Origin of the sequence: Caballeronia arationis, assembly GCF_001544975.2 — a bacterium.
In the GTDB taxonomy this organism is placed as follows: Bacteria; Pseudomonadota; Gammaproteobacteria; order Burkholderiales; family Burkholderiaceae; genus Caballeronia; species Caballeronia arationis.
Window position 1 is genome coordinate 1 of sequence record NZ_FCOG02000089.1, and the last position, 24,366, is coordinate 24,366.

General features: G+C 62.7%; 17 protein-coding genes. 14 read left to right on the forward strand and 3 right to left on the reverse strand.

Annotated features, from left to right (window positions below; translation table 11 throughout):
• From AWB81_RS30795 to AWB81_RS30810, 4 genes are all read left to right on the forward strand, one after another.
• A partial coding sequence (locus AWB81_RS30795) for an alpha/beta hydrolase (RefSeq protein ID WP_200822579.1) occupies nucleotides 1-189 on the forward strand: 189 nt, incomplete at its 5' end.
• 382 nt (nucleotides 190-571) lie between these two features.
• Nucleotides 572-1,105 (forward strand): TIGR01841 family phasin, encoded by a 534-nt coding sequence (gene phaP / locus AWB81_RS30800; RefSeq protein ID WP_087135304.1) that lies wholly within the window; start codon nucleotides 572-574, stop codon nucleotides 1,103-1,105.
• A gap of 89 nt (nucleotides 1,106-1,194) precedes the next feature.
• Nucleotides 1,195-2,307: an extracellular catalytic domain type 1 short-chain-length polyhydroxyalkanoate depolymerase gene (locus AWB81_RS30805; protein WP_062640701.1), complete on the forward strand. Its 1,113-nt coding sequence runs from the start codon at nucleotides 1,195-1,197 to the stop codon at nucleotides 2,305-2,307.
• 192 nt (nucleotides 2,308-2,499) lie between these two features.
• Nucleotides 2,500-4,164 (forward strand): alpha-amylase family protein, encoded by a 1,665-nt coding sequence (locus tag AWB81_RS30810; protein ID WP_062640703.1) that lies wholly within the window; start codon nucleotides 2,500-2,502, stop codon nucleotides 4,162-4,164.
• Nucleotides 4,165-4,250: 86 nt separating this feature from the next.
• On the opposite strand, the gene AWB81_RS30815 is transcribed toward AWB81_RS30810, so the two are convergent.
• Nucleotides 4,251-5,117, reverse strand: coding sequence for a Solitary outer membrane autotransporter beta-barrel domain (locus AWB81_RS30815; protein WP_144444215.1), 867 nt, complete (start codon nucleotides 5,115-5,117; stop codon nucleotides 4,251-4,253).
• A 570-nt stretch (nucleotides 5,118-5,687) separates the two neighbouring features.
• Between AWB81_RS30815 and AWB81_RS30820 the strand changes: the two genes are divergently transcribed.
• The 3 genes from AWB81_RS30820 (at nucleotide 5,688) to AWB81_RS30830 (ending at nucleotide 7,158) form a co-directional block, all read left to right on the forward strand.
• Entirely contained in the window at nucleotides 5,688-5,954 is a 267-nt protein-coding gene (locus AWB81_RS30820) for a cupin domain-containing protein (RefSeq protein ID WP_374730527.1), read from the forward strand.
• Nucleotides 5,955-6,044: 90 nt separating this feature from the next.
• The gene (locus AWB81_RS30825; RefSeq protein ID WP_062640709.1) at nucleotides 6,045-6,407 is read left to right on the forward strand and encodes a cupin domain-containing protein; all 363 of its coding nucleotides are present in this window, start codon (nucleotides 6,045-6,047) and stop codon (nucleotides 6,405-6,407) included.
• A 4-nt stretch (nucleotides 6,408-6,411) separates the two neighbouring features.
• Nucleotides 6,412-7,158, forward strand: a complete 747-nt coding sequence (locus tag AWB81_RS30830) for an SDR family NAD(P)-dependent oxidoreductase (RefSeq protein ID WP_062640711.1) — start codon at nucleotides 6,412-6,414, stop codon at nucleotides 7,156-7,158.
• Between the two features lie 169 nt (nucleotides 7,159-7,327).
• Here AWB81_RS30830 and AWB81_RS30835 read toward each other — a convergent pair whose 3' ends face one another.
• Nucleotides 7,328-8,278 (reverse strand): LysR family transcriptional regulator, encoded by a 951-nt coding sequence (locus AWB81_RS30835; protein ID WP_062640717.1) that lies wholly within the window; start codon nucleotides 8,276-8,278, stop codon nucleotides 7,328-7,330.
• Nucleotides 8,279-8,380: 102 nt separating this feature from the next.
• Between AWB81_RS30835 and AWB81_RS30840 the strand changes: the two genes are divergently transcribed.
• The 7 genes from AWB81_RS30840 (at nucleotide 8,381) to AWB81_RS30870 (ending at nucleotide 24,077) form a co-directional block, all read left to right on the forward strand.
• Complete coding sequence (locus AWB81_RS30840; protein WP_062640720.1) at nucleotides 8,381-10,072, forward strand: FAD-dependent monooxygenase; 1,692 nt, start codon at nucleotides 8,381-8,383, stop codon at nucleotides 10,070-10,072.
• 54 nt (nucleotides 10,073-10,126) lie between these two features.
• Entirely contained in the window at nucleotides 10,127-11,467 is a 1,341-nt protein-coding gene (locus tag AWB81_RS30845; RefSeq protein ID WP_062640722.1) for an MFS transporter, read from the forward strand.
• A gap of 43 nt (nucleotides 11,468-11,510) precedes the next feature.
• Complete coding sequence (locus AWB81_RS30850) at nucleotides 11,511-12,362, forward strand: fumarylacetoacetate hydrolase family protein (protein WP_062640724.1); 852 nt, start codon at nucleotides 11,511-11,513, stop codon at nucleotides 12,360-12,362.
• Nucleotides 12,363-12,393: 31 nt separating this feature from the next.
• Nucleotides 12,394-13,335: a VOC family protein gene (locus AWB81_RS30855; RefSeq protein WP_062640730.1), complete on the forward strand. Its 942-nt coding sequence runs from the start codon at nucleotides 12,394-12,396 to the stop codon at nucleotides 13,333-13,335.
• A gap of 48 nt (nucleotides 13,336-13,383) precedes the next feature.
• Nucleotides 13,384-14,520, forward strand: coding sequence for a porin (locus AWB81_RS30860; RefSeq protein WP_062640726.1), 1,137 nt, complete (start codon nucleotides 13,384-13,386; stop codon nucleotides 14,518-14,520).
• A 31-nt stretch (nucleotides 14,521-14,551) separates the two neighbouring features.
• Nucleotides 14,552-16,180, forward strand: coding sequence for a carboxylesterase/lipase family protein (locus AWB81_RS30865; RefSeq protein ID WP_200822580.1), 1,629 nt, complete (start codon nucleotides 14,552-14,554; stop codon nucleotides 16,178-16,180).
• A 601-nt stretch (nucleotides 16,181-16,781) separates the two neighbouring features.
• A complete protein-coding gene (locus AWB81_RS30870; protein ID WP_087135305.1) occupies nucleotides 16,782-24,077 on the forward strand; it encodes a non-ribosomal peptide synthetase in 7,296 nt (2,431 codons plus the stop codon).
• Nucleotides 24,078-24,184: 107 nt separating this feature from the next.
• Here AWB81_RS30870 and AWB81_RS45910 read toward each other — a convergent pair.
• Nucleotides 24,185-24,366, reverse strand: a 182-nt coding sequence (locus tag AWB81_RS45910; RefSeq protein ID WP_159938961.1) for a hypothetical protein, incomplete at its 5' end; no start/stop codon positions are given.

A 24,366-nucleotide genomic window follows, 5' to 3' on the forward strand; every position in this document is an offset into this window, starting at 1 on the left:
TGCCTGCGCCAGCCAACGCTCGTCATGCACGGTGACGACGACCCCATCGTGCCGCTCGTCAACGCGAAGATTCTCGCTTCCCGTATCCGTCAGGCGACGCTTCACGTTGTCGAGGACGGTCACCTCTTTCTCGTCACGCGGACGAGCGAAGTGGCTCCCCTCGTGCGCGACTTCCTGCTGCGGGAGTAGCGACAACAGCCAGGCCGGCAATGGCGAGTACTGGAAGCAACAGGCAGCTCGCCTCGCATCGCGCTTACTGGCGTGGCGGGTGCAGGCGAGCAACCGCTAACCAATAACGACGGTCCATGACGGCTGTCAACCCAATCCAGGCGTCCACGGCGCGCTGCTCCGATCGCGCCGCGCCAATTTTGCAGATCGAAGCGTTCTTCGACTTCTTTTGCCCGTAGTGCCTGATTGGCAGTCGCAATTTGAGCGCCGCCCTGGCCGGGTTCGCCGAAATGCGTACTTGACGCCCGACGAGACTCCCGTATGATGGGCTCATTGGTGCAGCGCAGCAAATTTCAGGCACGGAATTTACCGGGCCACAGCGAATCCTTTTTTGGAGCGGTCAATGTTTCCTTATTCCCCCCAGCAGGCATCTTCGGTTGCCACAGCAAACTTCCACAGTTTTGTGAACGTGACGAAGCGTTTGGCGAGCGGTTTCCAACAACTCGCCGAATTGAACGTGCAGACAGTCAAGACAGTGTTTGAGGAAAGTACTTCCGTTCTGAAGGCGGGTTCGAAAGCGAAACCCGGCGATTTTCTGAGCTGGCAATCGACGTTGCTTGCAGAGATTCCGGAAAAAACCGCGGCCTATACCCGGCATTATTTCAAGATTGTCCGTGCCACCGAAGCCGATATCCTGAATGAAGCGCGCGGCCAGTACGAAAAATACGGCTTTGGCATAAAGGGTGTATTTGAATCGATGCCCCAGGGGCCCATCGCGCTTCTGTCGAATATCACTTCGGCATCGGCGGATGTCGCCATCGAGCCGGCCGAGGTTGTCCTCGACGCGAGCGAAGAGGCCGGTCAAGCTTTGATCGACGAAAGCGCCGAGGCATCCGAAGCCGCACTACGTCCTGCCAAAGCCAGCTCGAAGCGTTGATCCTGAACGTTTGGCCTGGTGCATCACTGTTGTTCGAAGCCCGCTTCAGGCGGGCTTTTTATTGTGCTCGACACGACTAAGGAAAACCCATGGACCCCTTCGACGCGTTTGCCTCGACTCGCGACACACTCTGGTCGCTGATCGCACTCGGACCGGTAGGGCTCGCTGCCCAGTTTTTCATCGATCCGCAGACGGCGGGTGCAAGCGCCGCGCCGGAAACAGCAAGCAAGACTGACGCTGCGCTTCGCCGTACTACGGCAAGCCCGCAGTCGGACACGGCTGCATCATCCGTCGGGCGGCTGATTCCGGAAGCGGGCAAACCTAATTGGTCGAGCAGTCGCTTCGAGCACGGCGAAGGTACGCTTTACTTCAAGCTCTATGTGCCGAGCAGCTACAACGGCGAACCGATGCCGATGATCGTCATGCTCCACGGCGCGCAGCAGGACCCGGACGACTTCGCCGCAGGCACGGAGATGAACGCTACCGCCGAAGCGCAGGGCTATATCGTCGTTTATCCGGAACAGTCGGAGGGCGCCAATCCGTTCAAGTGCTGGAACTGGTTCTGGCCTGCAGACCGGGAGCGGGAATCGGGCGAAACTGCGATGATTGCCGCCCTGACGCGCGAGGTCACGGCGATATGCAACGTCGATGACGCTCGCGTCTATGTCGCGGGTCTGTCCGCGGGCGGTGCGATGGCCGTCAATCTCGCCGTGACGCATCCCGACCTCTACGCGGCGGCCGCGATTCATTCGGGCGTCGCGTTCGGTGTGGCCGACGAGCCGCTGTCGGCGCTTTGCGCAATGAACGACGGCATGGGGAAGGGCGACCTGCCCGGACTATCTTCCGATGGCATCCGGGCGCGCGCAGTGCCACTGATCGTCTTTCATGGCGATGCAGATGACACCGTGCACCCGCGTAACAGCGATCAGATCGTTTCCATGAGCCGACTGCTGTCCGGCGTGCTCGACGACAGGCAGCCAGCCGGGTTGACGCACATCGGGAACGAAGAGAATGGCCACGGCTACACGCGCCATGTGTTTCACGATCGCGATGGGATTCCCAGCGGCGAGCAGTGGATCGTCCACGGGCTCGGTCATGCATGGTCGGGAGGCAGCGCCGCCGGTACCCACACCGATGCTCGCGGTCCACACGCGACCACGGAGATCGTGCGATTCTTCGGGCAATATTCCATCGATCGGTAATTGATCGCACAGGCTTGACGAGTGTCTGCGCGACGAGAGGGCGCCGCCGGTCCGGCGTGACGAGCGTGCCGTCTTCCGCTTCATATCGATTGTCGAACGCGGAGTCGGGCGGCTACTTGATCGGTCCCCGCGCCGCGCGGCGTGCCGGCGCGGCCGCCCATCGCATCGCAAACCGGGCTTCGTCAACAGCGCATGGTCAACGACCTCTGGTACAAGAACGCGATCGTCTATTGCCTCTCCGTCGGCACGTTCATGGATGCGAACGGCGACGGCACCGGCGATTTCCAGGGCCTCGTTCGACGGCTCGACTACCTGCAGGGCCTCGGCATCACGACGATCTGGCTCATGCCGTTCCAGCCGTCGCCCTGCCGCGACAACGGCTACGACATCTCCGACTACTACAACGTCGATCCGCGCTACGGCACGCTCGGCGACTTCACGGAGTTCACCCACGCCTGCCGCCAGCGCGGCCTGCGCGTGATGATCGATCTCGTCGTGAATCACACGTCGGACCAGCATCCGTGGTTCCGGGAGGCGCGACGCGATCCGCAGTCGAAATACCGGGACTGGTACGTGTGGTCGAAGAAAAAGCCCGCGAACGCCGAGGACGGCGTTGTGTTCCCGGGCGTGCAGAAGTCCACGTGGACCTACGACAAGGAAGCGCGGCTGTGGTACTTCCACCGCTTCTATGATTTCCAGCCCGATCTGAACACCGCAAACCCATACGTGCAGGCCGAGTTGCTCAAGATCATGGGCTTCTGGATCCAGCTCGGCGTGTCGGGGTTTCGCATGGACGCGGTGCCGTTCGTCATCGCGACCAAGGGGCCGCAGGTGAAGCAGCCCGTCGAGCAGTACGACATGCTGCGCACGTTCCGCGAGTTCCTGCAATGGCGCGAGGGCGACGCGATCATCCTCGCCGAGGCGAACGTGCTGCCCAACACCGACATGCAGTATTTCGGCGACGCGGGCGAGCGGCTGCAGATGATGTTCAACTTCCAGGTCAACCAGACGACCTTCTATGCACTCGCGAGCGCCGATGCCGGTCCGCTCAAGAAGGCGCTGCTCGCGACCCGATCGCGCGCGGCCACGGCCCAGTGGGGCGTGTTCCTGCGCAATCACGACGAACTGGATCTCGGGCGCCTCTCGCCTCAGCAGCGCGAGACCGTCTTTGCCGCGTTCGGCCCCGAGCCCGGCATGCAACTCTACGAGCGCGGCATCAGGCGACGCCTCGCGCCGATGCTCGACGGCGACCGGCATCGACTGGAACTCGGCTACAGCCTGATGCTGACGCTGCCGGGAACACCCGTCGTACGCTACGGCGACGAAATCGGCATGGGAGACGACCTGCGTCTGCCCGAACGCGAATGCGCGCGCACGCCGATGCAATGGTCGACCGAGCCGCACGGCGGATTCACGAAGCACGGGCGGCCGGTATCGCGCGTAATATCGGGCGGTCCTTATGGGTTCGAGCGCGTGAACGTGGCGGCCCAGCGGCGCGATCCGAACTCGCTGCTCAACTGGATGGAGCGGATGATCCGCATGCGCAAGGAAGTGCCCGAGATCGGCTGGGGCGACTTCGCGATACTGCGCGCCTCGCGCGAGGACGTGCTCGCACTGCGCTACGACTGGCGCAACAATTCGGTCGTCTGCCTGCACAACTTCAGCGCGGCGGCCTGTACGGTGAAGTTCCGCGTCGGGCCGGTGGCCGAGGACAACGGTACGCTGGTGAATTTGCTCTCCGACGAACACAGCCACGCCGATGCGTCGGGGCGTCATGCGGTCGTGCTGGAGCCTTATGGGTATCGGTGGTATCGGGTGGGCGGGCTGGATTATTTGTTGAAGCGTAGCGAGGTGTGAGGTTGGCCTGCACGACGGCTTAAGGTTCAGCACCCGTGTCTTCAATTCGTCCTTGAGGGTGGCCACAATGGAGCACGCTCGACCGATCAATACCTTAGGCCCACGCTGACTGTCCACCCGTTGACGTGGGGGCCGAATAGATACGCTGCTCCCGCCCGTAGACGTTTCGACTGTGTGTTTTCTCTCGAAAGGGGAAGTTCGAATCCGCCCCCGATGTTCGCCAACGTTGAAAACCCGAGGGCACCGCGATTGGGCCCGAAAAATCCGCCGTAGCCCGCATTGACAACGTAGTTCAACGAACGCGCAAATAGCTGAGCACCAGTCGGCGCCGAGTAAGCCGACCGGATCGACCATGAACCGGCCGTTTCCCTGAATCGCAGTAGCGGATCAGACTCGTCAAAGCTGGAGACCCACGACCACGCAATATGCCCGCGAATGGTCAGCGTCTGCGCTGGTGCCATGCTCGTCGTCCATTCGAGCGCGGCGTTCGGCGTGATCAGCCATGCATTTTCGTGCCAGTTGAATAGCGGCCCATCTGTGACAGGTTTCAGGCTAGTCGCCGCGCCCGCATACAAAGCGTCATTGAGCAACCTGGCCACGCTAAGATCCAGGCCTGGCTCGAATGTGAATCCATAGCCCAGTTTGCTTTTCAAGAACAGGCCGCCCGTCGCGCTGAAGGCCGACCACTTGCTTGCGATGCTGCCCGCCGCGCCGTTCGGCCCGCTGACCGGGAACTCGTCCTTTTCGCGAAAGTAACCGCCGGAAACGCGCCAGCCAATACTGTTTCGATCCGAAAACGTGAGCAAACTGCCCTCGTAAGGGATCCGGGTGACGGTGAACGATTGCGGAACGGCACCATCTGAGACGTCGAGGTGGGCGGAACTGATGTCTGGGGTCGCGGTCAAGCTGAGAATCTGCGAATAGCCTGAACCGAGACGCGCGGCGCCGATCATGTCCCGGCTGGACTGCGCAATAACCGATGCCGCGCTTCCTACGGCGAAAAGAACGATGAGACACTGGGCCACACGAACCGGCGCAACGCTACGATGGTGTGGGGCCGAGGAGCGCATGCGGGGTTCTCTCCGATTGGCGATTGGATACGCGCCAGGAAATCAATGTACCGCACGCAAGCTGGAGGTGCATTTTTTCGGGGCCACTTATCGCGATCGAGGTTGATTCAAAGCGCGGTCACTGCAATGGTTCGTTTGCTTCCGACATCGGGCAGTCGGCTCTACGAAGTCTTGTGCAATATCGGAAAGTTGCGCCGGCGCCATCGCGTGCTACGATATTCTGTGAGCCGTGTGCCGATCGGATTTCGTTCGCTGGCCTTCGCGTATGCGCAGTTTGCTTGTGTTCATCGACATCATGACGATGCGCGCCGTACGCGACGCAACAGGTTGCAATCCGCACATAACCGGCGACCAGCGAACTGCTCCCGACGCGGCCAGACGTTCCTGCGCTTATGAAGTGACGGTTGATTGTTCAGCTTCGAAGCGAAGCCCGGCGGCGAAGAGCGGATCGACATGCTCATCACGGGGCAGCGCCTGAACGTGGAGCGGATCGTGTCGATGGGGCACGCGAGTCCCGAAGGGTTCTGGTACGACGACTCGCGCGCCGAATGGGTTGTACTGCTGTCGGGCGCGGCCGCGCTCGAGTTCGAAGAAGAGTCGACACTGCACGAGATGCGTCCCGGCGACTACGTGCTTATCGGGCCGCATTGCCGGCATCGCGTCGCGTGGACGCATGCCGAAGAGCAAACTGTCTGGCTTGCGATCTATCACGAACGCTGAATCGAGCGCCGAGTTATTGATCGTATTGGGAAATTGTCTGCGCATTGCTGAATAGATCGGACTCTCCGTTGAGCGGCAAAAGGAGTAACGATGGAATGCATCGAGATATACACCAGCCTCGCCGGACACTCTGAATTCAGGACCATTCACGCGTTTGAAGTTAGTCCCGTGTCGTTCAATGGCGTTGCCGTGTCGTTATCGTCGCCGCAGCCATGCGAAAGCGTGCTCGTGCACGAGTTCGAGAGTGACTATTTCCTCGGTTGGCATAATCCGCCATCCAGGCAATATGTAGTCGTGCTCGAAGGGGAGCTTGAAATCACCGTGCAGGGGGGTGACGCCGCGCAACGGTTTGCAGCAGGCGCGGTTTTCGTCGCGGGTGATCTGCAGGGTACAGGCCATACGACGCGCGCGATCCGAGCAGGCCGCGCATTAGTCGTCAACGTGCGGGGATGAGACGATGCTGTTGAAGCATGCTCTGGCAGTAGTGACAGGCGGCGGCAGTGGCATAGGCTTCGCAGTCGCCGAACGATTCGTATCCGAAGGCGCGCGCGTGGTGATCAGTGGACGTAACGCGGAAAAACTGCAACGGGCCGCGGAGAAGCTCGGCGAGAATGCGTTGCCTGTCGTTGCGAACGCCGCAAGCACGGACGACATGCAACGGCTGTATCAGACCGCAGTTGGCCATTTCCAATGCAATGTCAGCGTGGTGGTCGCCAACGCTGGTATTTCCCGGCAAACGCCGGTGCGCGAGACGTCGGTGGAGCAGTTTTCCGAAGTTCTCAACATCAATGTCGGCGGAGTGTACTCGACTGTGCGCGAAGCGCTGCCGTTTCTCGCCCGACCTGCATCGATAATCCTCGTTGCGTCGCTTGCGGCCAATCAAGGCACGAAGAATTTCTCCGCATATTGTGCGTCGAAGGCAGCTGTGGTTTCGCTCGCAAAGAGCTTTGCAGCGGAATTCGTCGATCTCGACATACGCGTCAACAGCATTTCACCGGGAGTTGCGAATACGCCGATCTTCGATACCTTGGGAATGTCCGAAGCGCAGTTGTTGCAATGGTCGAATGTGATTCCGATGAAGCGGCCGGCCGAGCCAGCCGAAATTGCTGCGGCGATCCTTTTTCTTGCATCGGATGCATCGCGGTATATGACCGGCACCGACCTTGCAGTCGACGGGGGCATGTCAGGCATCAGTCCATTTTAAATGTCGCATACGATGCCGTAAAAACCCGTGCGTTGCGCGCCCCTCATAAAAAACCTCAGCCTGGCCGGCATCAGCACTCGGATGCCGATGCGGCAAACTGAGCAGGGCATGCGCTGCAATCGAGCCCAGTTCCGCGTTCGGATCAAGTACGACTGTGGACGGCGCAAGTTCAGCCAACTCCGGGCGCTGACTGCGCTTCCTTTGCGACCGGCATCCGTGCCGAACTTTGCGCAAGCGTTTCAGCGACAAGCCCTCTGAACCACCTGTGTCCTGCATCGTTGTGATGCCGTGCGTGCCAGAACTGCTGAACGGTCAGATCGGGAAGCTGGATCGGCAACGGAAACACATCGACATCCGCAAGCCGCGAGAACAGGTCGGCGAGTTCATCGGGCACGGCTGCGATGAAATCGGACGTGGCGACGAGGCTCGGAACCGCCAGAAGATACGGCACGTCGATGCCGACTTTCAGCTTCGCGCCATGACGGCGCAACTCTTTCTCGAGCAACTGGTTCGTGAGCGCGAGCGTGCCCGCGACGACGTGCTTGCGCTCGACGAACTCATCGAGCGTCATCCGCACTTTCTTGCGCGTCGCGCCTCCCTTCACGATGCCGACAAGCGACCGCCGAAAGAGCGGTTGCTGATGCAGGTTCTCTCCCATCTTGCCCAGATAGCCGATCGCGAGATCCAGCGCACCGTCCTGCAGCGCGCTCGCAAGTTCCAGCGACGGCAGTTGTATCGGCTTAAGCGTCGCGTTCGGCGCGCGCTTGCGCAGCGTTGCGAGCAGTCGCGGCAGCAACACTATCACGCCCATGTCGCTCAGGCACACGGAGAAGGCCCGCGTGGTGCTTGACGCGTCGAAGGCCTTTGCGCTCCAGATTTGCTCCTGCACCGCCGCCAGCACATGCGCGACGCCTTCAACGAGGCGCTCGCCCACGGGCGTCGGCGCCATCACCGAACCCGCGCGAACGAACAAATCGTCCTGAAACAGCGTACGGAGTTTCCCTAGGGCATGACTGACGGCGGGTTGAGTCAGTCCAAGACGGTCGGCAGCGCGGGACACGCTCCGCTCCTCGTCGAGCGCCTGAAGGACGTACATGAAGTTCAGATCGGGCGTCGCCATGTATGAACTCGATTCATTATGGATATGAAATCCATTGTATAGATTTATAGAGGCAACGCGTTTAACTTCGCATCCAGATTCAAAAACAAACAGGAGACGGCAGTGCTGGATTGCGACGTAATCATCGTAGGCGGAGGTCCGGTTGGGCTGTTCCTTGCCGCCGAGCTTGGACAACGCGGAGTCAGCGTCGAGCTGTTCGATGCGAAAAGCGGGACGAGCCGGCATCCGGCCGCCAACGCCAACAGCGCGCGGACCATGGAGCACTTTCGACGCATCGGCATAGCGTCGAAGATCCGCGCGCTTGGCTTGCCGCCGGACTATGCGCCAGACGTCGCGTACTTCACGTCGATCGCCGGTCACGAACTCGCGCGGCTCGATCAGCCAACGTCGCGCGATGCGATCGAATGGGCCAAGGGCCACGCGTTCACGTGGCCGACGCCAGAGCCGCCGCATCGATGCTCGCAGCTGTACGTCGAGCCGGTGCTGCTCGACGCGGCGCAAGGCAACGCCGCATGCCAGGTTCACTTCGCGTCGCGTGTCGTCGAAGTTTCGCAAGGTGACGAGTCGGTCAGCGCGACCGTCGAACTCGATGCGACCGCGACACGCGCCGCGCAGACCCGCACCGTTACCGCGCGCTATCTGATCGGCTGCGACGGTCCGCGCAGTTTCGTGCGCAAGTCGCTTGGCATTCGCCTCGACGGGGTGGCCGGCGAGAAGCGCGAATTCATGGGCGGGCAGATGGACGCCGTCTATTTCTACGCGCCGGATATCTATCGTGTGAGCGGTCGGCGTCCCGCATGGCAATACTGGACTTTCAGCCCGACGCAACGAGCGCTGATCATCGCGGTCGACGGCGCGGGCCACTTCATCATGAACGTGCAGATGCGCGATGGCGAAGCGCCCGACGCAGACAGCGTGCGGCGGCGCATCGCCGAGGCGATCGGCGCCGACATTCCCTTCGAGGTCAAGAGCAGTTCGACTTGGACCGCGGGCTTCGCGCTGGTCGCCGACCGGTTCTCGGCGGGACGCGTCTTCCTCGCCGGCGATGCCGCGCATCTTTTCACGCCGACAGGCGGCCTCGGCTACAACACCGGTATCGACGATGCGGCGAACCTCGCGTGGAAGCTCGAAGCGATGGTCAAGGACGTCGCGGGCGAAGCGCTCGGTGCGAGCTACGAAGCGGAGCGACGGCCGGCCGCGTTGCGCAACACGGCGTTTGCCCGGGGCTTCGCCGACAGCATCGGCCATGTCCAGCTTCCGGTCGCCGCCTACGAGCCGGGTGCGGCGGGCGATGCGGCGCGTGCCGCGGTCGGCGACTACCTCGCCTTTCATGCCACCGCCGAATTCGTGATCCCGGGCGTTCACCTCGGCACGCGGTACGAAGCATCGCCGCTCGTCGAAGCGGAAGCCGGCTCGCCGCCGCCCGATTCCGCCAACCTCTATCTTCCGACCGCGAGAGCCGGACATCGTGCGCCGCACGTGTGGCTTGCCGACGGCCGCTCGCTCTACGACCGTTTCGGCCAGGGCTTCACCTTGCTCTGCACGAAGGCCTCCGACGTGCGTATCGACGATCAAATACTCCAGCGTGCCGCGCGCGCGCTTCCTCAACTCGCTGTCGTACGCATCGATGAACCCGCTGTCGCGCAAGCCTACAAGGCCGCCTTCGTGCTGATTCGCCCGGACCAGCACGTCGCCTGGCGCGGCAACGCGCTCGACGCCGGATTCGAGGCGGCGGTACTGCGAACAACCGGGTATCGGCACGAGGAAGTCACGACTGCGCTGACCGAGCACTAGCCATACCGAAATAGTTTCGCGCCCAAAGCGAACGCATCCACTGGAGACAACACCATGCACGTTCAAGCCGTTGCACCGCAGCGCATCGTCGACGATTCGAAGACCTCGCCGCTGCAAGTGCTCACACTGGTCCTTTGCTTCCTCGTCGTTGCGGCGGACGGTTTCGATGTCGCCTCGGTCGGCTATGTCGCGCCGCTGCTGAAATCGGCGTGGTCGCTCGCGCCCGCGCAACTCGGCCCGATCTTCGGCGCGGGCTTGTTCGGCCTGACCGTCGGCAGCTTTCTTTTCGGACCGCTCGCGGATCGCATCGGCCGCAAGCGCGTCATCACGATCTCGCTCGTGCTGTTCGGCGTCGGCAGCCTCGCTTGCGCCTACACGCCCTCGGCCGGGTGGCTCATCGTGCTGCGCTTTCTCACGGGTGCGGGCCTCGGCGGCGCGATGCCCAACTCGATCACGCTTTCGTCCGAGTTCAGCCCGCCCCGCAGTCGCGCGATCCTCGTCACGCTGATGTTCTGCGGCTTCACGCTCGGGCTCGCGGGCGGCGGTGCAGTCGCGTCGCTGTTGATCCCGACCTTCGGATGGCAGGGCGTGTTCGTCTTCGGCGGCCTGTTTCCGCTGCTGCTCGCGCCGGTGATCTGGCTCTGGCTGCCCGAATCGCTTCGCTTCATGGCCGGCAAGCCTCGCTATGCGAAGGAGGCGCGCCGCGTGATCGAGCGCCTGACGGGTGACGCGAACACCCCGTTCGACGCCGTCGTGCCCGAAGACGCAAAGCGCGGCGCTGTCCGTGAAAGCGCGGTCGGCACGCTCTTCAGCGCTCGCTATCGGACCGGCACGCTGCTGCTCTGGCTCGCGTTCTTCTGCACGCTCTGGGTCTATTACCAGATCAGTAGCTGGCTGCCGACCGTCATCACCGGCGCGGGCATCGACGCGTCGCATGCGGCACGCGTCGGCGCGATGCTGCCGCTCGGCGGCACGATCGGCTCCCTCGTCAACGCGCGCCTGATGGACCGCATGAATCCGTTCTTCGTGCTGGCCGGGTCGTATGCGATCGCGGCGATCTCCATCGCGTTCATCGGCTTCTCCATCAACGAGCCGGTCTGGGTCTACCTGACCGTCTTCATGGCGGGGCTCGGGCTTTCGGGTGCCCAGACCGGCGCGAACGTGCTGGTCGCCGGCTTCTATACGACGGCAGCGCGTGCCACCGGCGTGAGCTGGGCGCTCGGCGTGGGACGCATCGGCTCGATCATCGGATCGATGACGGGCGGCCTGCTGCTCGTGGCATTTCACTCGGTGACGGCGGCGTTCGTGATGTTCGCGGCACCGGTCGTCGTTGCAGGCCTCGCGATGCTCGCGAACGGCTGGGTGTATCGCGGACGGAGCGCGTCGCAGGCGTGATGCCCTGCGGCAGACATATCAATCTTTTTAAAAGGACAAGGACATGCGGTTCGTGAATTTCATGAAGGAAGGACGCGCAACGCTCGGCGTGCGCGATGGAAACGATGTGCGCGTGCTCGGCACGGAGCCGATCGAATCCGTACTGGCGCGCGGCGTCGATCTCGTTCAATGGGCGCGCAGCCACGCGAGCGAGGAGAAGTTGCCGATGACGGATCTTCAGTTGCTGCCGCCGTTGCAGCGTCCGCCGAAGATCCTTTGCGTGGGCCTGAACTTCGCCGACCACACGAAGGAAAGCAACTTCGAGCAGCCCGCTTACCCGACGCTGTTCCTCCGCGTGAATACGAGTCTCGTCGCCCACGATCAACCGATGATCCGCCCGAGCGTGACCGACTCCGAAGGTCTCGACTTCGAAGGCGAGATCGCGGTCGTGATCGGCAAGGGCGGGCGTCATATCGCGAAGGAAGATGCGCTCTCGCATGTGGCTGGCTATTCGCTCTTCAACGACGGCTCCGTGCGCGAGTACCAGTTCAAGACGCCGCAATGGACGGTCGGCAAGAACTTCGATGCGACCGGCGCATTCGGCCCGGACCTCATCACGCCAGACGAGCTTCCGGCAGGCGTCAAAGGCCTGCTGCTGGAAACGCGCGTCAACGGCGAAGTGGTGCAGTCCGCGAATACCGACGAGATGGTCTTCGATGTCGCGTCGCTCATCAGCATCATCAGCGAGGCGATCACGCTGGAGCCTGGTGATGTGATCGTGTCGGGCACGCCATCGGGCATCGGCTGGGCGCGCACCCCGAGGCTGCTGATGAAGCAGGGCGACGTGTGCGAAGTGAGTGTCGAAGGAATGGGCACGCTGCGCAATGTCATCGCCGACGAGCGGCCGCGCCGATGACGCCGGCGCTTACGAAAGCATGGAGGCAGTCATGACAGGTTCCAGCACGACATCGCCGCGCGCGAGCGTTCATTCTATCGATCACTTCGCGCTCAACGTGCCCTCGCTCGCCGATGCTGAGCGCTTCTTCGCCGCCTTTGGACTCGACGTCGCGCGCGCGGGCGCGCATGCGAGCGAGCTTGAGCTGCGTGCCACCGATGGCTGGCGCTGGGCGCGCATCCTGCCGGCGGCGAGCAAGTCGCTTGCTTATCTGAGCTTCAATTGCTTCGCAGACGATCTCGCTGCAATTCGCTCGCAGGTGAGATCGGCGGGCGCGACGTTCGTCGCGGGGCATCTCGTCGGCGACAACGCGGGCTTCTGGTTTCACGATCCCGACGGCAACCTGATTCAGGTCAAGGCGGGAGCGAAGACGAGTCCGTCGTCGAAGACGCCGCTCGCGGTCGAAGGAACGGCAGCCAACAAGCGGGGTAACCGCACCCGATCCGAAGTGAAGCAGGTGAGGCCGCGCAGGCTTTCGCATGTGCTGCTGTTCTCGCCCGACGTGCTGCGCGCACTCGATTTCTACGGGGAGGCGCTGGGCCTTCGCCTCTCCGACAAATCGCGCGACCTCATCGCATTCACGCACGCGCCGCACGGCAGCGACCATCACCTCGTCGCGTTCGCCAAGAGCGGCGCTCGCGGCTGGCATCACGCCGCGTGGGATGTCGACGACATCAATCGCGTGGGCGAGGGCGCGGCTCAGATGGCCGCGGCCGGTTTCAGCAAGGGCTGGGGCACAGGCCGCCACGTGCTGGGTTCGAACTACTTCCACTACGTCGAAGACCCATGGGGCTCGTTCTGCGAGTACTCGGCTGACATCGACTTCGTCTCGGCGGGCTACCCCTGGCCGGCGGGCGATTTCGCGCCGGAAGACTCGCTGTATCTGTGGGGACCGCCGGTCCCGGACAACTTCGTTCACAACACGGAGGCGTGACAACCGAAGACCGGCCGTAAAACATAACTAGACAATGGGATTGGAGACATGAAACACAAGATGATGGCGGCAGCGGCCGTGCTCGCGTTCAGCGGCGCCGCTCAAGCGCAAAGCAGCGTCACGCTGTACGGGATTCTCGATACCGGCATCGAGCTCGTGACCCATGCGGGTCCGACGGACGACAAGGTCATCCGCATGCCGGGCATTACCGGTTCGGTGCCGTCGCGCTGGGGGCTGCGCGGCACAGAGGATCTCGGCGGCGGCTATGCGGCGATCTTCACGCTCGAAAACGGCTTCAATACGCGTTCCGGCGACATCAATCAAGGCGGCCGTCTGTTCGGGCGTCAGGCGTGGGTGGGCGTGTCGAGCCGCTACGGCAATCTGACCTTCGGGCGTCAGTACACGATGTCGTACTGGGCCATCGTCGATGCCGATCAACTCGGGCCGGACATCTACGGCGGCGTCGGTTCGATCGACGCCTACATTCCCAACGCCCGCAGCGACAACACCGTCGCGTACAAGGGCACGTTCAGCGGCGTCACGGTCGGCGGCACCTATTCGTTCGGTCGCGATTCCGCCGGCACCGACAACTCGCCCGGGCAAGGCACTTGCGCCGGTTCGATCCCGGGAGACTCGAACGCGTGCCGTCAGTGGTCGGCGCTCTTGCGCTATGACGCGAGCGCGTTCGGCATCGCGGCATCGTACGACGAGCAACGCGGCGGGCCGGGCGCCGCCGCCAATATCTTCAACGGCATCGCGCCGATCCCGCTGACCAACAGCGGCGACAAGGACGCGCGCACGCAACTGAACGGCTACTTCAAGTTCGGCCAGTTGAAGGTCGGCGGCGGCTGGCTCGGACGTCGCGTGGAGACGGTGTCGCCGACGCTCGCCGATGTGCGCACGAACATCTTCTATCTCACGGGCACGTACTACGTGACGCCAACGGTGGTAGTCGATGGTGGCGTGTACCGCACGATCGACACGGACCAGGACACGCGCGCGACGATCACCGCATTGCGCGGCACATATCTGCTTTCGAAGCGCACGGGCGTGTATTTGCAAAGCGGCTACGTGTTCAACAGTGCGAAGGCGCGCTACACGCTGAGCCAGGGCGGACCCGGAACGACGCCTAACGCGGGCGTCGGCCAGCTCGGCGTGATGGCGGGCATCCGGCACGCGTTCTGACCGTTTGAAGATACCAACAAGGAGGAGACAAATGAACTCATCGTCGAATCACAGAATTCGCACCGCAGGCGCACTGTTGATCGCTGCCGGCATGGCGAGCGGCTGTGGAGGGAACGACTCCACGCCGGATACCTCGTCGCAACCGCTCGACAATCACGTGAGCGTCGCGTCGGGCAGCCTGAGCGGCAATCCCGCCGATGCGTCGGGCATCGTGAGCTTCAAGGGCATTCCGTATGCGGCTGCGCCGGTGGGCAATCTGCGATGGAAGGAGCCGCAGCCCGCCGCCTCATGGAGCGGCACACGCGATGCGACGAGTTTCGGCGCGAAATGCTGGGCGGCTGCGGCGTTCGGCGGCCCCATCGCGACCGCCAATGTCAGCGAAGACTGCCTGTTCCTGAACGTGTGGAGCGGCGCCAGGACGCGCGGCGCGAGGCTTCCGGTCATGGTCTGGATTCACGGCGGAGGCTTCCAGTTCGGTACCGGCTCAGACAACGCGCTCGATGGCACGTCGCTTGCGAAGAAGGGCGTGGTCGTGGTGACGCTGAACTATCGGCTCGGCGTGTTCGGGCATCTCTCGCGGCCCGATCTCGACGCCGAGTCCGGTGGCCACAAGTCTGGCATGTATGGCATCCAGGACCAGATCGCGGCGCTCAGGTGGGTGAAGGCCAACATCGCGTCATTCGGCGGCGATCCGGCTAACGTGACCGTGTTCGGCGAATCGGCGGGAGCGCACGCGATCGGACTGCTGATGGCGTCGCCCCTGGCGACGGGTCTGTTTCAGAAGGCCATCGGCGAAAGCGGTGCGTTCTGGGAGAGCGAGCACGGCGGGATGAAGCCCTATGCCGACGCTCAGGCGATGGGCGTCGCGCTCGGCAACCAGTTCAACGCTACGACCATCGACAAGCTGCGCGAGGTTCCGGCATTGCAACTGGAGACCGCGACCAACTGGACCTTCGCGACCGACCCGGGACTCACGAATTATTCGCCGGTCGTCGACGGCTACGTGTTGCCCGAGAATCCCTACGTCCGGTTCATGCATGGGCGCCAGAACGACGTCCCGCTGCTCGCTGGCTGGAATTCGGATGAAGGCCTCGCGTTCTTCGGCCGCGCGTTGCCGCACCAGACCGTGCAGGCTTTTACCGATGCGGCCACGCAAGAGTTCGGGGCGGCGAATCTTCCGTTGTTCCTGCAGGCGTATCCGGCCGGCTCACCCGAGGAGGCGGCGCGTTCGGCGCCCGCGCTGATTGGCGACCAGGTGATCAAGTACCAGACCTGGGGATGGGTGACGCAACAGCAGAAGACCGGGCACGGGCCGGTGTACGTCTATCACTTCGAGCAGACGTCGCCGTATAACGCCGTCGCGACGCACGCGACCGACGTGCAATACGTCTTCGGCAACCTGCCGGCGAAGAGCGGTGTGAGCGCGGGCAGTCAGGACCTCGCCGTATCGGACGCGATGCAGACTTACTGGGCGAACTTCGCCCGTGCCGGCGATCCCAACGGGCCCGGCCTGCCGCAGTGGCCGCGCTATGCCGGCGCGGGAAGCCAGACGATGCGGATCGGCGCCGTGATTCAGGCTGGCGCGGAAGAGGGTACGGCGCGGTTTCAGTTCCTCGACCGGTTTCGGATCGACGGGCAAATCGCAGTGACACAACCTTAAAAAAAACGAAGTCATTCTCGCTTGGGGCGGCGTGTCATCCTGCCCTCGTCATGCGTTTGCCCGACCCCACATTGAAATTGGTCGGTTGAGATCTGTGTTGATTCTTGAGCACAAGCCATCGTCGGTTTCGGGGGCGAGTACCGGAACGAACCAGTCGTATTCGTAACGGCCGACACGTCCCCACTTCTTCAACGCATGCCACGTGATTCCGCCGCTCACTGAGTCGGCCAGGATCAACGGCGCGAAGTAATTCGCGGCCGCGCTCAGCGAATCGACCCTGTTGATGGCGTGGCTGCCGCCGAACCTGAACTTGACGCGCGAAGTTGCGTCCCACTACACGCCAACGGGCCTGTTAGGGACGCTGCCGCTCGCGGTTGACGAGCCGAAATTGGATCGTACGGCGACAGCTTGGCGATCGAGAGTTTCATACAAGCTACGGTCTCGTCTATAAAGGATTCAGTCAGGGTCGATACGGTCTGACTTGCCGGGCGTCCCTCACGCTAACCGGATCCTAATTTTCAACGCGTAACCTGAGTTCATCTACACGAGTTCGTTCGGTCCTGGCTTTCATTGGCCTGCGTCGCTGCGTACCGGTTTGACCATGTTCATTCATCGCCTGAACAACGATCGCACAGAGCGCTTAATAAAAAGACAACGCTTCAGGTTCTTTGGTCGATATCATTTATTGAGTAAATCCATGCTCAGTCTCCCTCTTACACCCGCCCAATTAGGCATCTTCTTTCGACAGCAAGTCGATCTGCAGGATCCCCGATTCAACCTGGCCCACCTCACCGAAATTTCGGGGCCACTTGATATTGACGTATTGGAGTCGGCTTTGCGGCAGACCATCGCGGAGGCTGACTCAGTACAGATTCGGCTGCACGGCACGGATGGGTTGCCGCATCAGATACTGGGGACGGTCGATTTCAAGCTTCCAGTGTTCGATGTCAGCGACGCCGCGGATCCGCTAAAAGCGGTAGAGGACTACGTAGAGGATAAACGCTCCACCGCGATTGACCTGAATCAGTGGCCATTGTTCAACATAGCACTGCTGCGGACTGCTTTTGACCGATTCTTTTTATTTCTGTGCTTTCATCACCTCGTGTTTGACGGCTATTCCTTTCTTCTCTTCATCGAGCGGCTTGCGGAAGTCTATTCGGCGTTGAAAGGCGGATCCCAACCTGCTCAGTCCAGCTGGAGCCGATTAACCGATTCAGTCGCGGATGATGAGGCTTATCGCGAGTCCAGTGCCTTTCAAAAGGACCAGCAGTTCTGGCGCGAGTATCTGGCGGATTGCTCTGAACCCCCCATCCTCGCCGGGGACGTGGAGAACCCGTCACCTGAGGCTACGACAGTTGAAGCGAAGGCTAGCCTGTTGCCAGAAACCGTAGCGTCACTGCGCCAGGTCGCCCAACAAAATGGCACCTCGTGGTCGCAGTTCATCACCGCTGTGATGGCCGCTTATCTGGCGCGCGTCAGTGGTCAACCTGAAGAAGTAGTCCTGGGAATTCCCGTCACCGCCCGGGTCGGACGAACGGCCAAGAAGGTGCCAGGCATGATGTCCAATGTCCTGCCGCTTCGGGTGCCTGTCGATCCACAGTCAAGCATGATTGACTTGGCCAAGCAGGTTTCCGTCCAGAGCCTGCGCGTTTTGCGTCATCAACGCTATCGGATCAAGGATATCCGGCGAGATCTGGAACGACTCGAAATAGGTCAGCGACTGTTCGGGCCGATTGTGAATATCATGCCCGGCTTCAACAGTGCAATCGCCTTCACGGACTGTCGGATCGCTTCAACTCGTACCTTTTCAGTCACCCCGGATGACCTCACGTTGCACGTGCACGACGAGGGGGAGGAAGCGGGGTTGAGACTGGTGTTCGATGCCAGCGCGGCACTGTATAGCTCCGAAGCAGTTCGGACGCATTTGCGGCGGTTCACGCAGTTTCTGGAGCACGCAATCGCACAGCCTGACGCCCCTTTGCATGCGCTCCCACTGCTGCTGCCCGGTGAGCGCATGCTGCTCGAGAAATGGAATGACACGACTGCCCCCGTCCCCCAGGAGCGCTGCATCCATCAACTGGTCGAGCGACAGGTCGCGTGCACGCCCGATGCGACCGCGCTCGTCTTCAAAGACGAGTCGCTCACCTATGCGCAGCTCAATGTACGGGCCAACCGGCTAGCTCATCAGTTGATCGCTCTGGGCGTCGGTCCCGAAGCGCGCGTGGCGTTGTGCATGGAGCGTCGCCCGGACTTGGTGGTCGCGCTGCTGGCCATTCTTAAGGCGGGCGCCGCCTATGTGCCGCTCGATCCGGCGTATCCCGGCGAGCGGCTGGCCCACATGCTCCGTGACTCGGCTCCGGTGCTGCTCATCGCCGATACCGCCGGGCGCGAGGCTCTAGGTGACACGGGTGCTCTGCCGGTGCTCGAACCCGAGGCGTTCGATGACACCCAGACCGATCACGACCCACAGGTTCCGGGGCTCGGTCCCCGCAACCTCGCCTATGTGATCTACACATCCGGATCCACTGGCACGCCCAAGGGCGTAATGGTTGAACATCGCAATATCGTCAATCTCGCCGAAGCGCAGATCGGGCTCTATGGTGTTCGTCCGGAGAGCCGCGTTGTCCAGTTCGTTTCGACCGGTTTCGACGTAAGCGTGGCGGACGTGTTCATGACCCTGGGTGCGGGCGCCGCGCTTCATCTTCCGGCCCGTGACGACTGCCTCGCGGCGACTTCGCTGATCGAATTCATGCGCCGGCACGCCATCACCCATGCACAACTGCCACCGGCGCTGCTGCAGGGACAGAATTCACTGGCTCTGCTCCCCAGGCTTCAGGTACTTGTTCTGGGCGGAGAGTCGCCGGGTGCGTCGCTGATGCGCACTGCGCAATCCGACATCAAAGTCTTCAATGCCTACGGCCCAACCGAGACCACTGTCTGCGCAACGGCGTGGTGCAGGCCAGACGGATTTGACGGTAAAAATGTGCCGATCGGTCGACCGCTCGCCAGCACGCAGATTTACCTGCTCGATGCGTACGGCCAGCTCGTGCCCCCCGGTTCCGTCGGGGAACTGCACATCGGCGGTGCCGGCGTCGCGCGCGGGTACCTGAATCGACCGGAGTTGACCGCCGGACGCTTCGTCGAGGATAGCTTCAGCAAGTTGCCCGGCGCGCTCATGTATCGCACAGGCGACCTCGCCCGCTGGCTATCCGACGGCAACCTGGAGTTCCTTGGCCGCAACGACAACCAAGTCAAGATCCGGGGCTTTCGCATCGAGCTCGGCGAAATCGAGGCGCGGCTCGCGGCGCATGAAGCAATCCGCGAGGCAGTGGTGCTGGCACGCGAGACCAGCGGCGCCGACAGACAACTCGTGGCGTATTACACGCTGAACGAAGGGAAGGAAGCGCCGCAGAACCAGCATTTACGGGCGCATCTGGTGCGGACGTTGCCAGAGTACATGGTGCCGGCGGCGTACGTGATGCTGGAGGCGCTGCCGCTCACGCCGAACGGCAAGCTGGACCGGCGCGCATTGCCGGCGCCCGACGACGGCGCGTTTGCCCGCCGTGGCTACGAGGCGCCGGTGGGCGACACGGAAACGCTGATCGCGGCGCTCTGGGCCGACGTGCTGGGACGCGTGCGCGTGGGCCGGCACGACAACTTCTTCGAGCTGGGCGGTCATTCGTTGCTGGCGGTGACGCTGATCGAACGGATGCGTCAGGCGGGCGTGCAGTCCGATGTGCGGGTGTTGTTCAGTCAGCCGAGCGTAGCTGCAATGGCGGCTGCGGGGGAAAGCGTGCGCAACACGGTGGCGGTGCCGCCGAACCGCATTCCCGCCGGGTGCGAGGTCATCACGCCGGAGATGCTGCCGCTCGTGACGCTGAACGAGCAGCAGATCGAGGCGGTCGTGGCGCAGGTCGAGGGCGGTGCGCGCAACGTGCAGGACATTTATCCGCTTGCACCCCTCCACGAGGGGATGCTGTTTCACCATATATCGGGCGGCGAAGGTGATCCGTATCTGCAGAGCATGATGCTGGCCATGCCCGAGCGCGTGCAGCTCGCGAGCTTTGTGCAGGCGTTGCAGCGGACGATCGAACGCCACGACATCCTGCGCACGGCGGTGCTCTGGGAAGGGCTGCCCGAGCCGGTGCAAGTGGTGTGGCGCGAGGCGCGCGTGATTGTGGAGGAAGTCTCGCTTTCGCCGCAGGATGGCGAGATCGAGGCGCAGTTGTCCCAGAGGTTCGACTCACGGCACCACCGGCTGGACGTGCGACAGGCGCCGATGATGCGGCTTTTTGCGGCTCGCGACCCGGCCAACGGCCGCTGGCTGCTGCAGCTTCTGGGCCACCACATGGTGATGGACTATACGGCGCTCGAGCTGATGCTGGAGGAGATCGAAACGATTCTTCGTGGCGAGGCCGAACGCCTCCCCGCGCCGCTCCCGTACCGCAACTTCGTCGCGCAGGCGCGGCGGGGCATCAGCCAGGGCGAACACGAGGCGTACTTCCGCGAAGCGCTTGCCGATGTGGACGAGCCCACGCTGCCATATGGCCTGAGCGACGTGCATTCCGACGGCGCGGATATCGCGGAGTTCAGAACAGTGCTCGCGGCCGGACTGAGCCGGCAACTGCGCGAGGAGGCGCGCAAGCTGGGCGTGAGCGTAGCGAGCCTGTTCCACCTCGCGTGGGCGCACGTGCTGGGGCGCGTGTCGGGCCGTGAGGACGTGGTGTTCGGCACGGTGCTGCTCGGCCGCATGCAGGGTGGCGAGGGTGCGGACCGCGTGCTCGGTATGTTCATCAACACGCTGCCGATCCGGGTAAACCTGCATGATGTGAGCGTCAACGATGGCGTGCGGCAAACTCATGCGTCGCTGTCGACGCTGCTGCACCATGAGCACGCCTCGTTGGCGCTGGCGCAGCGCTGCAGCGGTGTGGCTGCGCCGTTGCCGTTGTTCAGCGCGCTGCTGAACTACCGGCACGGCCGGGCGTCCGACATGGGGGACGACGCGCACACCGGCGAGAGAGCGGTGATGCTGTTGCGCGGCGATGAACGCACCAACTATCCGCTCTCGCTCTCGATAAATGACCTTGGCGACGATTTCGAACTTGTCGTGCAGGCCGACACGCGGATTGATACTTCGCGGGTAGCCGGCTACATGAACTGTACGCTGGACGCCTTGGCTCAGGCGTTGTCGCAAAGCCCTTCTTTGCCCGTACGCGCGCTCGATATGCTGCCGCTTGCCGAGCGCGAGCAATTGCTGGTGAAGTGGAACGACACCGCGGTGGAAGTGCCGGAGACCACGGTGATGGCGATGTTCGAGGGGCAGGTCTCGAAGTCACCGGAGGCCGTGGCGGTGGTATTCGAAGCCGAGCGCGTGACCTACGGAGAACTCAACGCCCGCGCAAACCAGCTGGCACATCGCCTGATCGACGAGGGCGTCCGGCCCGATGACCGGGTGGCGATCTGCGTGGAACGCGGCATCGAGATGGTGATCGGGGTGCTGGGGATCCTGAAGGCAGGCGCAGGGTATGTACCGCTGGATCCCGGCTATCCTGTCGAGCGGCTGGCCTACATGCTGGGCGACAGCACGCCGGCGGTGGTGCTCGCGCAGGCAAGCACGCGTGAAGTGCTGGGCGAACTGTCGGCCCCGCTGATCGAACTGAACGCTCAAGCGTTCGAAGCGCAACCGACGCACAACCCGGTGGTAGCAGATCTCAACCCGCAGCGCCTGGCGTACGTGATCTACACCTCGGGCTCGACGGGCCAACCCAAAGGGGTAATGATCGAGCACCGCAACCTGGCGCGGCTGTTCGCCACCGCGGCCCAGTGGTTCGAGTTCGGAGCGAAGGACGTCTGGACGCTGTTCCACTCGTTCGCGTTCGACTTCTCGGTGTGGGAGATTTGGGGCGCGCTGCTGCACGGCGGCCGGCTCGTGGTGGTACCCAAGCGAGTGAGCCGCTCGCCGCAGGACTTCTACCGCTTGCTATGCGAGGAAGGCGTGACGATCCTGAACCAGACACCGAGCGCGTTCCGCCAGTTGATCGCCGCGCAAGGCGAAAGTGCTCTGTCCCATCAACTGCGGCAAGTCGTCTTTGGCGGCGAAGCCTTGGAACCGGCGATCCTGCGGCCGTGGTACGCACGCGAGCAGAATGCGGCTACGCAACTGGTGAACATGTACGGGATCACAGAGACCACGGTGCATGTCACCTACCGTGCGCTGCGTGCCGAGGATGCGAAGCGCTCGGGCCATAGCGCCATCGGCGTGCGGATTCCGGACCTGCGTGTGTACGTGCTGGACGACCAAGGCCAGCCGGTGCCTGTGGGCGTGACCGGCGAGATATTCGTGGGAGGCGCCGGGGTGGCGCGCGGCTACCTGAACCGTGCAGACCTCACAGCACAGCGGTTCGTGAAGGATCCGTTCAGCAGCGATTCGCAAGCGCGGATGTACAAGACGGGTGACCTGGCCCGCTGGCTGGCCGATGGCACGCTTGAATACCTGGGCCGTAACGACCATCAGGTGAAGATCCGGGGTTTCCGGATCGAGCTTGGCGAGATCGAAGCGAAGCTGCTGGGGTGCAAGGGAGTACGCGAGGCCGTGGTGGTCGTTCGGCAAGACAGTTCGGATGACAAGCAATTGGTCGGGTACGTGGTGGGCCATGACGGATCCGAGCTTACGGCGGCGAATTTGCGTGAGCAGATGTTATTGGTGTTGGCCGACTACATGGTGCCGAGCGCCTTCGTGCAAATGGAGGCGTTGCCGCTAACGCAGAACGGCAAACTGGACCGGCGTGCGCTGCCGGCGCCCGATCAGTCCTCGGTGGTGACGAGGGAATACGAGGGACCGCAAGGAGAGGCGGAAATCACGATCGCGCGGATCTGGCAGGAGCTTCTGGGTGTGGAGCGAGTGGGACGTCACGATGATTTCTTCGCGCTCGGCGGGCATTCGCTGAAGGTAATCACATCGTTGTCACGTGTTGCCAGCGTGTTCGATAAAAAAGTCGCGCAGATCGATTTTTATCGCCAGCCAACGGTCGCGGGCGTCGCAGCCTTGCTTGCTCGCGATATGAGCGCAGCCCAGGCAACTGACACACTGATACCGTTGATCGCGCGCGGTGCCGCGCCAACACGTCTGACAGTCGTATGCGCGCCGTATGCCGGCGCTTCCGCAACCGTGTTTCAGCCCTTCGCCGATGCACTATGCTCGCGTGACCCGACGCTCTCAGTGCGCGCTATCGCGCTACCGGGCAATGAGCTTGGCAGTAACCCGCAAGACTATGTATCGGTGGAACAGATGGCGCAAGACTGCGCCGACGAGCTTATCGCAACGAACACCGGTGAGATCGCGGTGTATGGCCATTGCGTGGGCAGTTTCCTGGCTGTTGAACTGGTACGCCAGATCGAACGGCGGGGGAAGAAGGTCGCCCTTCTTACCGTTGCGGCGGCGTTTCCGCTCCCACGGATTCTGCGCCGGCTGCCGATGCCCGCACCCTTTAGCTTTACCAGCGACAGAAAGCTGCAAGCGCTGATTCAAAGCTGGGGCGGTCCGACCGACGAGATGGACCCGGATGTCATCTCGTTCATGATGGGCAATTTCCGCAGGGATGCCCAGCTGACTTTTGAACATGAGAGACGTCGGGTAGACGAGAAGATCGCCGCGCCGATACTCTGCATCGTCAGCCGAGACGATCCGCTGACGCGCGGGTATGCGTTCCGTTTTCGCGCGTGGTCCGCCTTGTCGGATCGGACGACGTTGGCAGTATTGTCCGAGGGGCAGCACTACTTCGTCGGAACCCAGCCCGAATCGGTCGTGGACGTCGTGTGCGAACATCTGGACGACGGCGAGGCGATACGGCAAGCGAACGAACGAGCCGAACCCCTTGCCGTTCGCGCGGGACGTTGATGTCACCGGCCGGAAGGCCGTAGCTGCAGACGACCATGACCGACAGAAGAGCTTTCTTGTTGCAGGCCTGCGCTGCATGTATCGCGGGCGCGTCGATGGGCTTTGCGTCAGCGGCCGCCAAAGGCCTTCTTGCGCGCACCTCCGACCTCGTGCAGCGGCTCCAGGTTGCGTGTCGTGAACTTGCCCTCGACCCGGACGGTCAGTTGAAACTCCCCCAGTTGTGGTCGCCTAAAATCCCCCACCGTGTGAAGCAGGACGAGGTCGAGTTTTATTCCTCTTTCGTTTTCTG

Excerpts from the sequence above, each read along its gene's own strand:
- phaP (WP_087135304.1), top strand. The coding sequence starts at position 572 with ATGTTTCCTTATTCCCCCCAGCAGGCATCTTCGGTTGCCACAGCAAAC.
- AWB81_RS30865 (WP_200822580.1), top strand. The coding sequence starts at position 14,552 with ATGAACTCATCGTCGAATCACAGAATTCGCACCGCAGGCGCACTGTTG.
- AWB81_RS30845 (WP_062640722.1), top strand. The coding sequence starts at position 10,127 with ATGCACGTTCAAGCCGTTGCACCGCAGCGCATCGTCGACGATTCGAAG.
- AWB81_RS30835 (WP_062640717.1), bottom strand. The coding sequence starts at position 8,278 with ATGGCGACGCCCGATCTGAACTTCATGTACGTCCTTCAGGCGCTCGAC.
- AWB81_RS30850 (WP_062640724.1), top strand. The coding sequence starts at position 11,511 with ATGCGGTTCGTGAATTTCATGAAGGAAGGACGCGCAACGCTCGGCGTG.
- AWB81_RS30830 (WP_062640711.1), top strand. The coding sequence starts at position 6,412 with ATGCTGTTGAAGCATGCTCTGGCAGTAGTGACAGGCGGCGGCAGTGGC.
- AWB81_RS30810 (WP_062640703.1), top strand. The coding sequence starts at position 2,500 with ATGGTCAACGACCTCTGGTACAAGAACGCGATCGTCTATTGCCTCTCC.
- AWB81_RS30815 (WP_144444215.1), bottom strand. The coding sequence starts at position 5,117 with ATGATCGGCGCCGCGCGTCTCGGTTCAGGCTATTCGCAGATTCTCAGC.
- AWB81_RS30870 (WP_087135305.1), top strand. The coding sequence starts at position 16,782 with ATGTTCATTCATCGCCTGAACAACGATCGCACAGAGCGCTTAATAAAA.
- AWB81_RS30860 (WP_062640726.1), top strand. The coding sequence starts at position 13,384 with ATGAAACACAAGATGATGGCGGCAGCGGCCGTGCTCGCGTTCAGCGGC.
- AWB81_RS30855 (WP_062640730.1), top strand. The coding sequence starts at position 12,394 with ATGACAGGTTCCAGCACGACATCGCCGCGCGCGAGCGTTCATTCTATC.
- AWB81_RS30825 (WP_062640709.1), top strand. The coding sequence starts at position 6,045 with ATGGAATGCATCGAGATATACACCAGCCTCGCCGGACACTCTGAATTC.
- AWB81_RS30805 (WP_062640701.1), top strand. The coding sequence starts at position 1,195 with ATGGACCCCTTCGACGCGTTTGCCTCGACTCGCGACACACTCTGGTCG.
- AWB81_RS30820 (WP_374730527.1), top strand. The coding sequence starts at position 5,688 with ATGCTCATCACGGGGCAGCGCCTGAACGTGGAGCGGATCGTGTCGATG.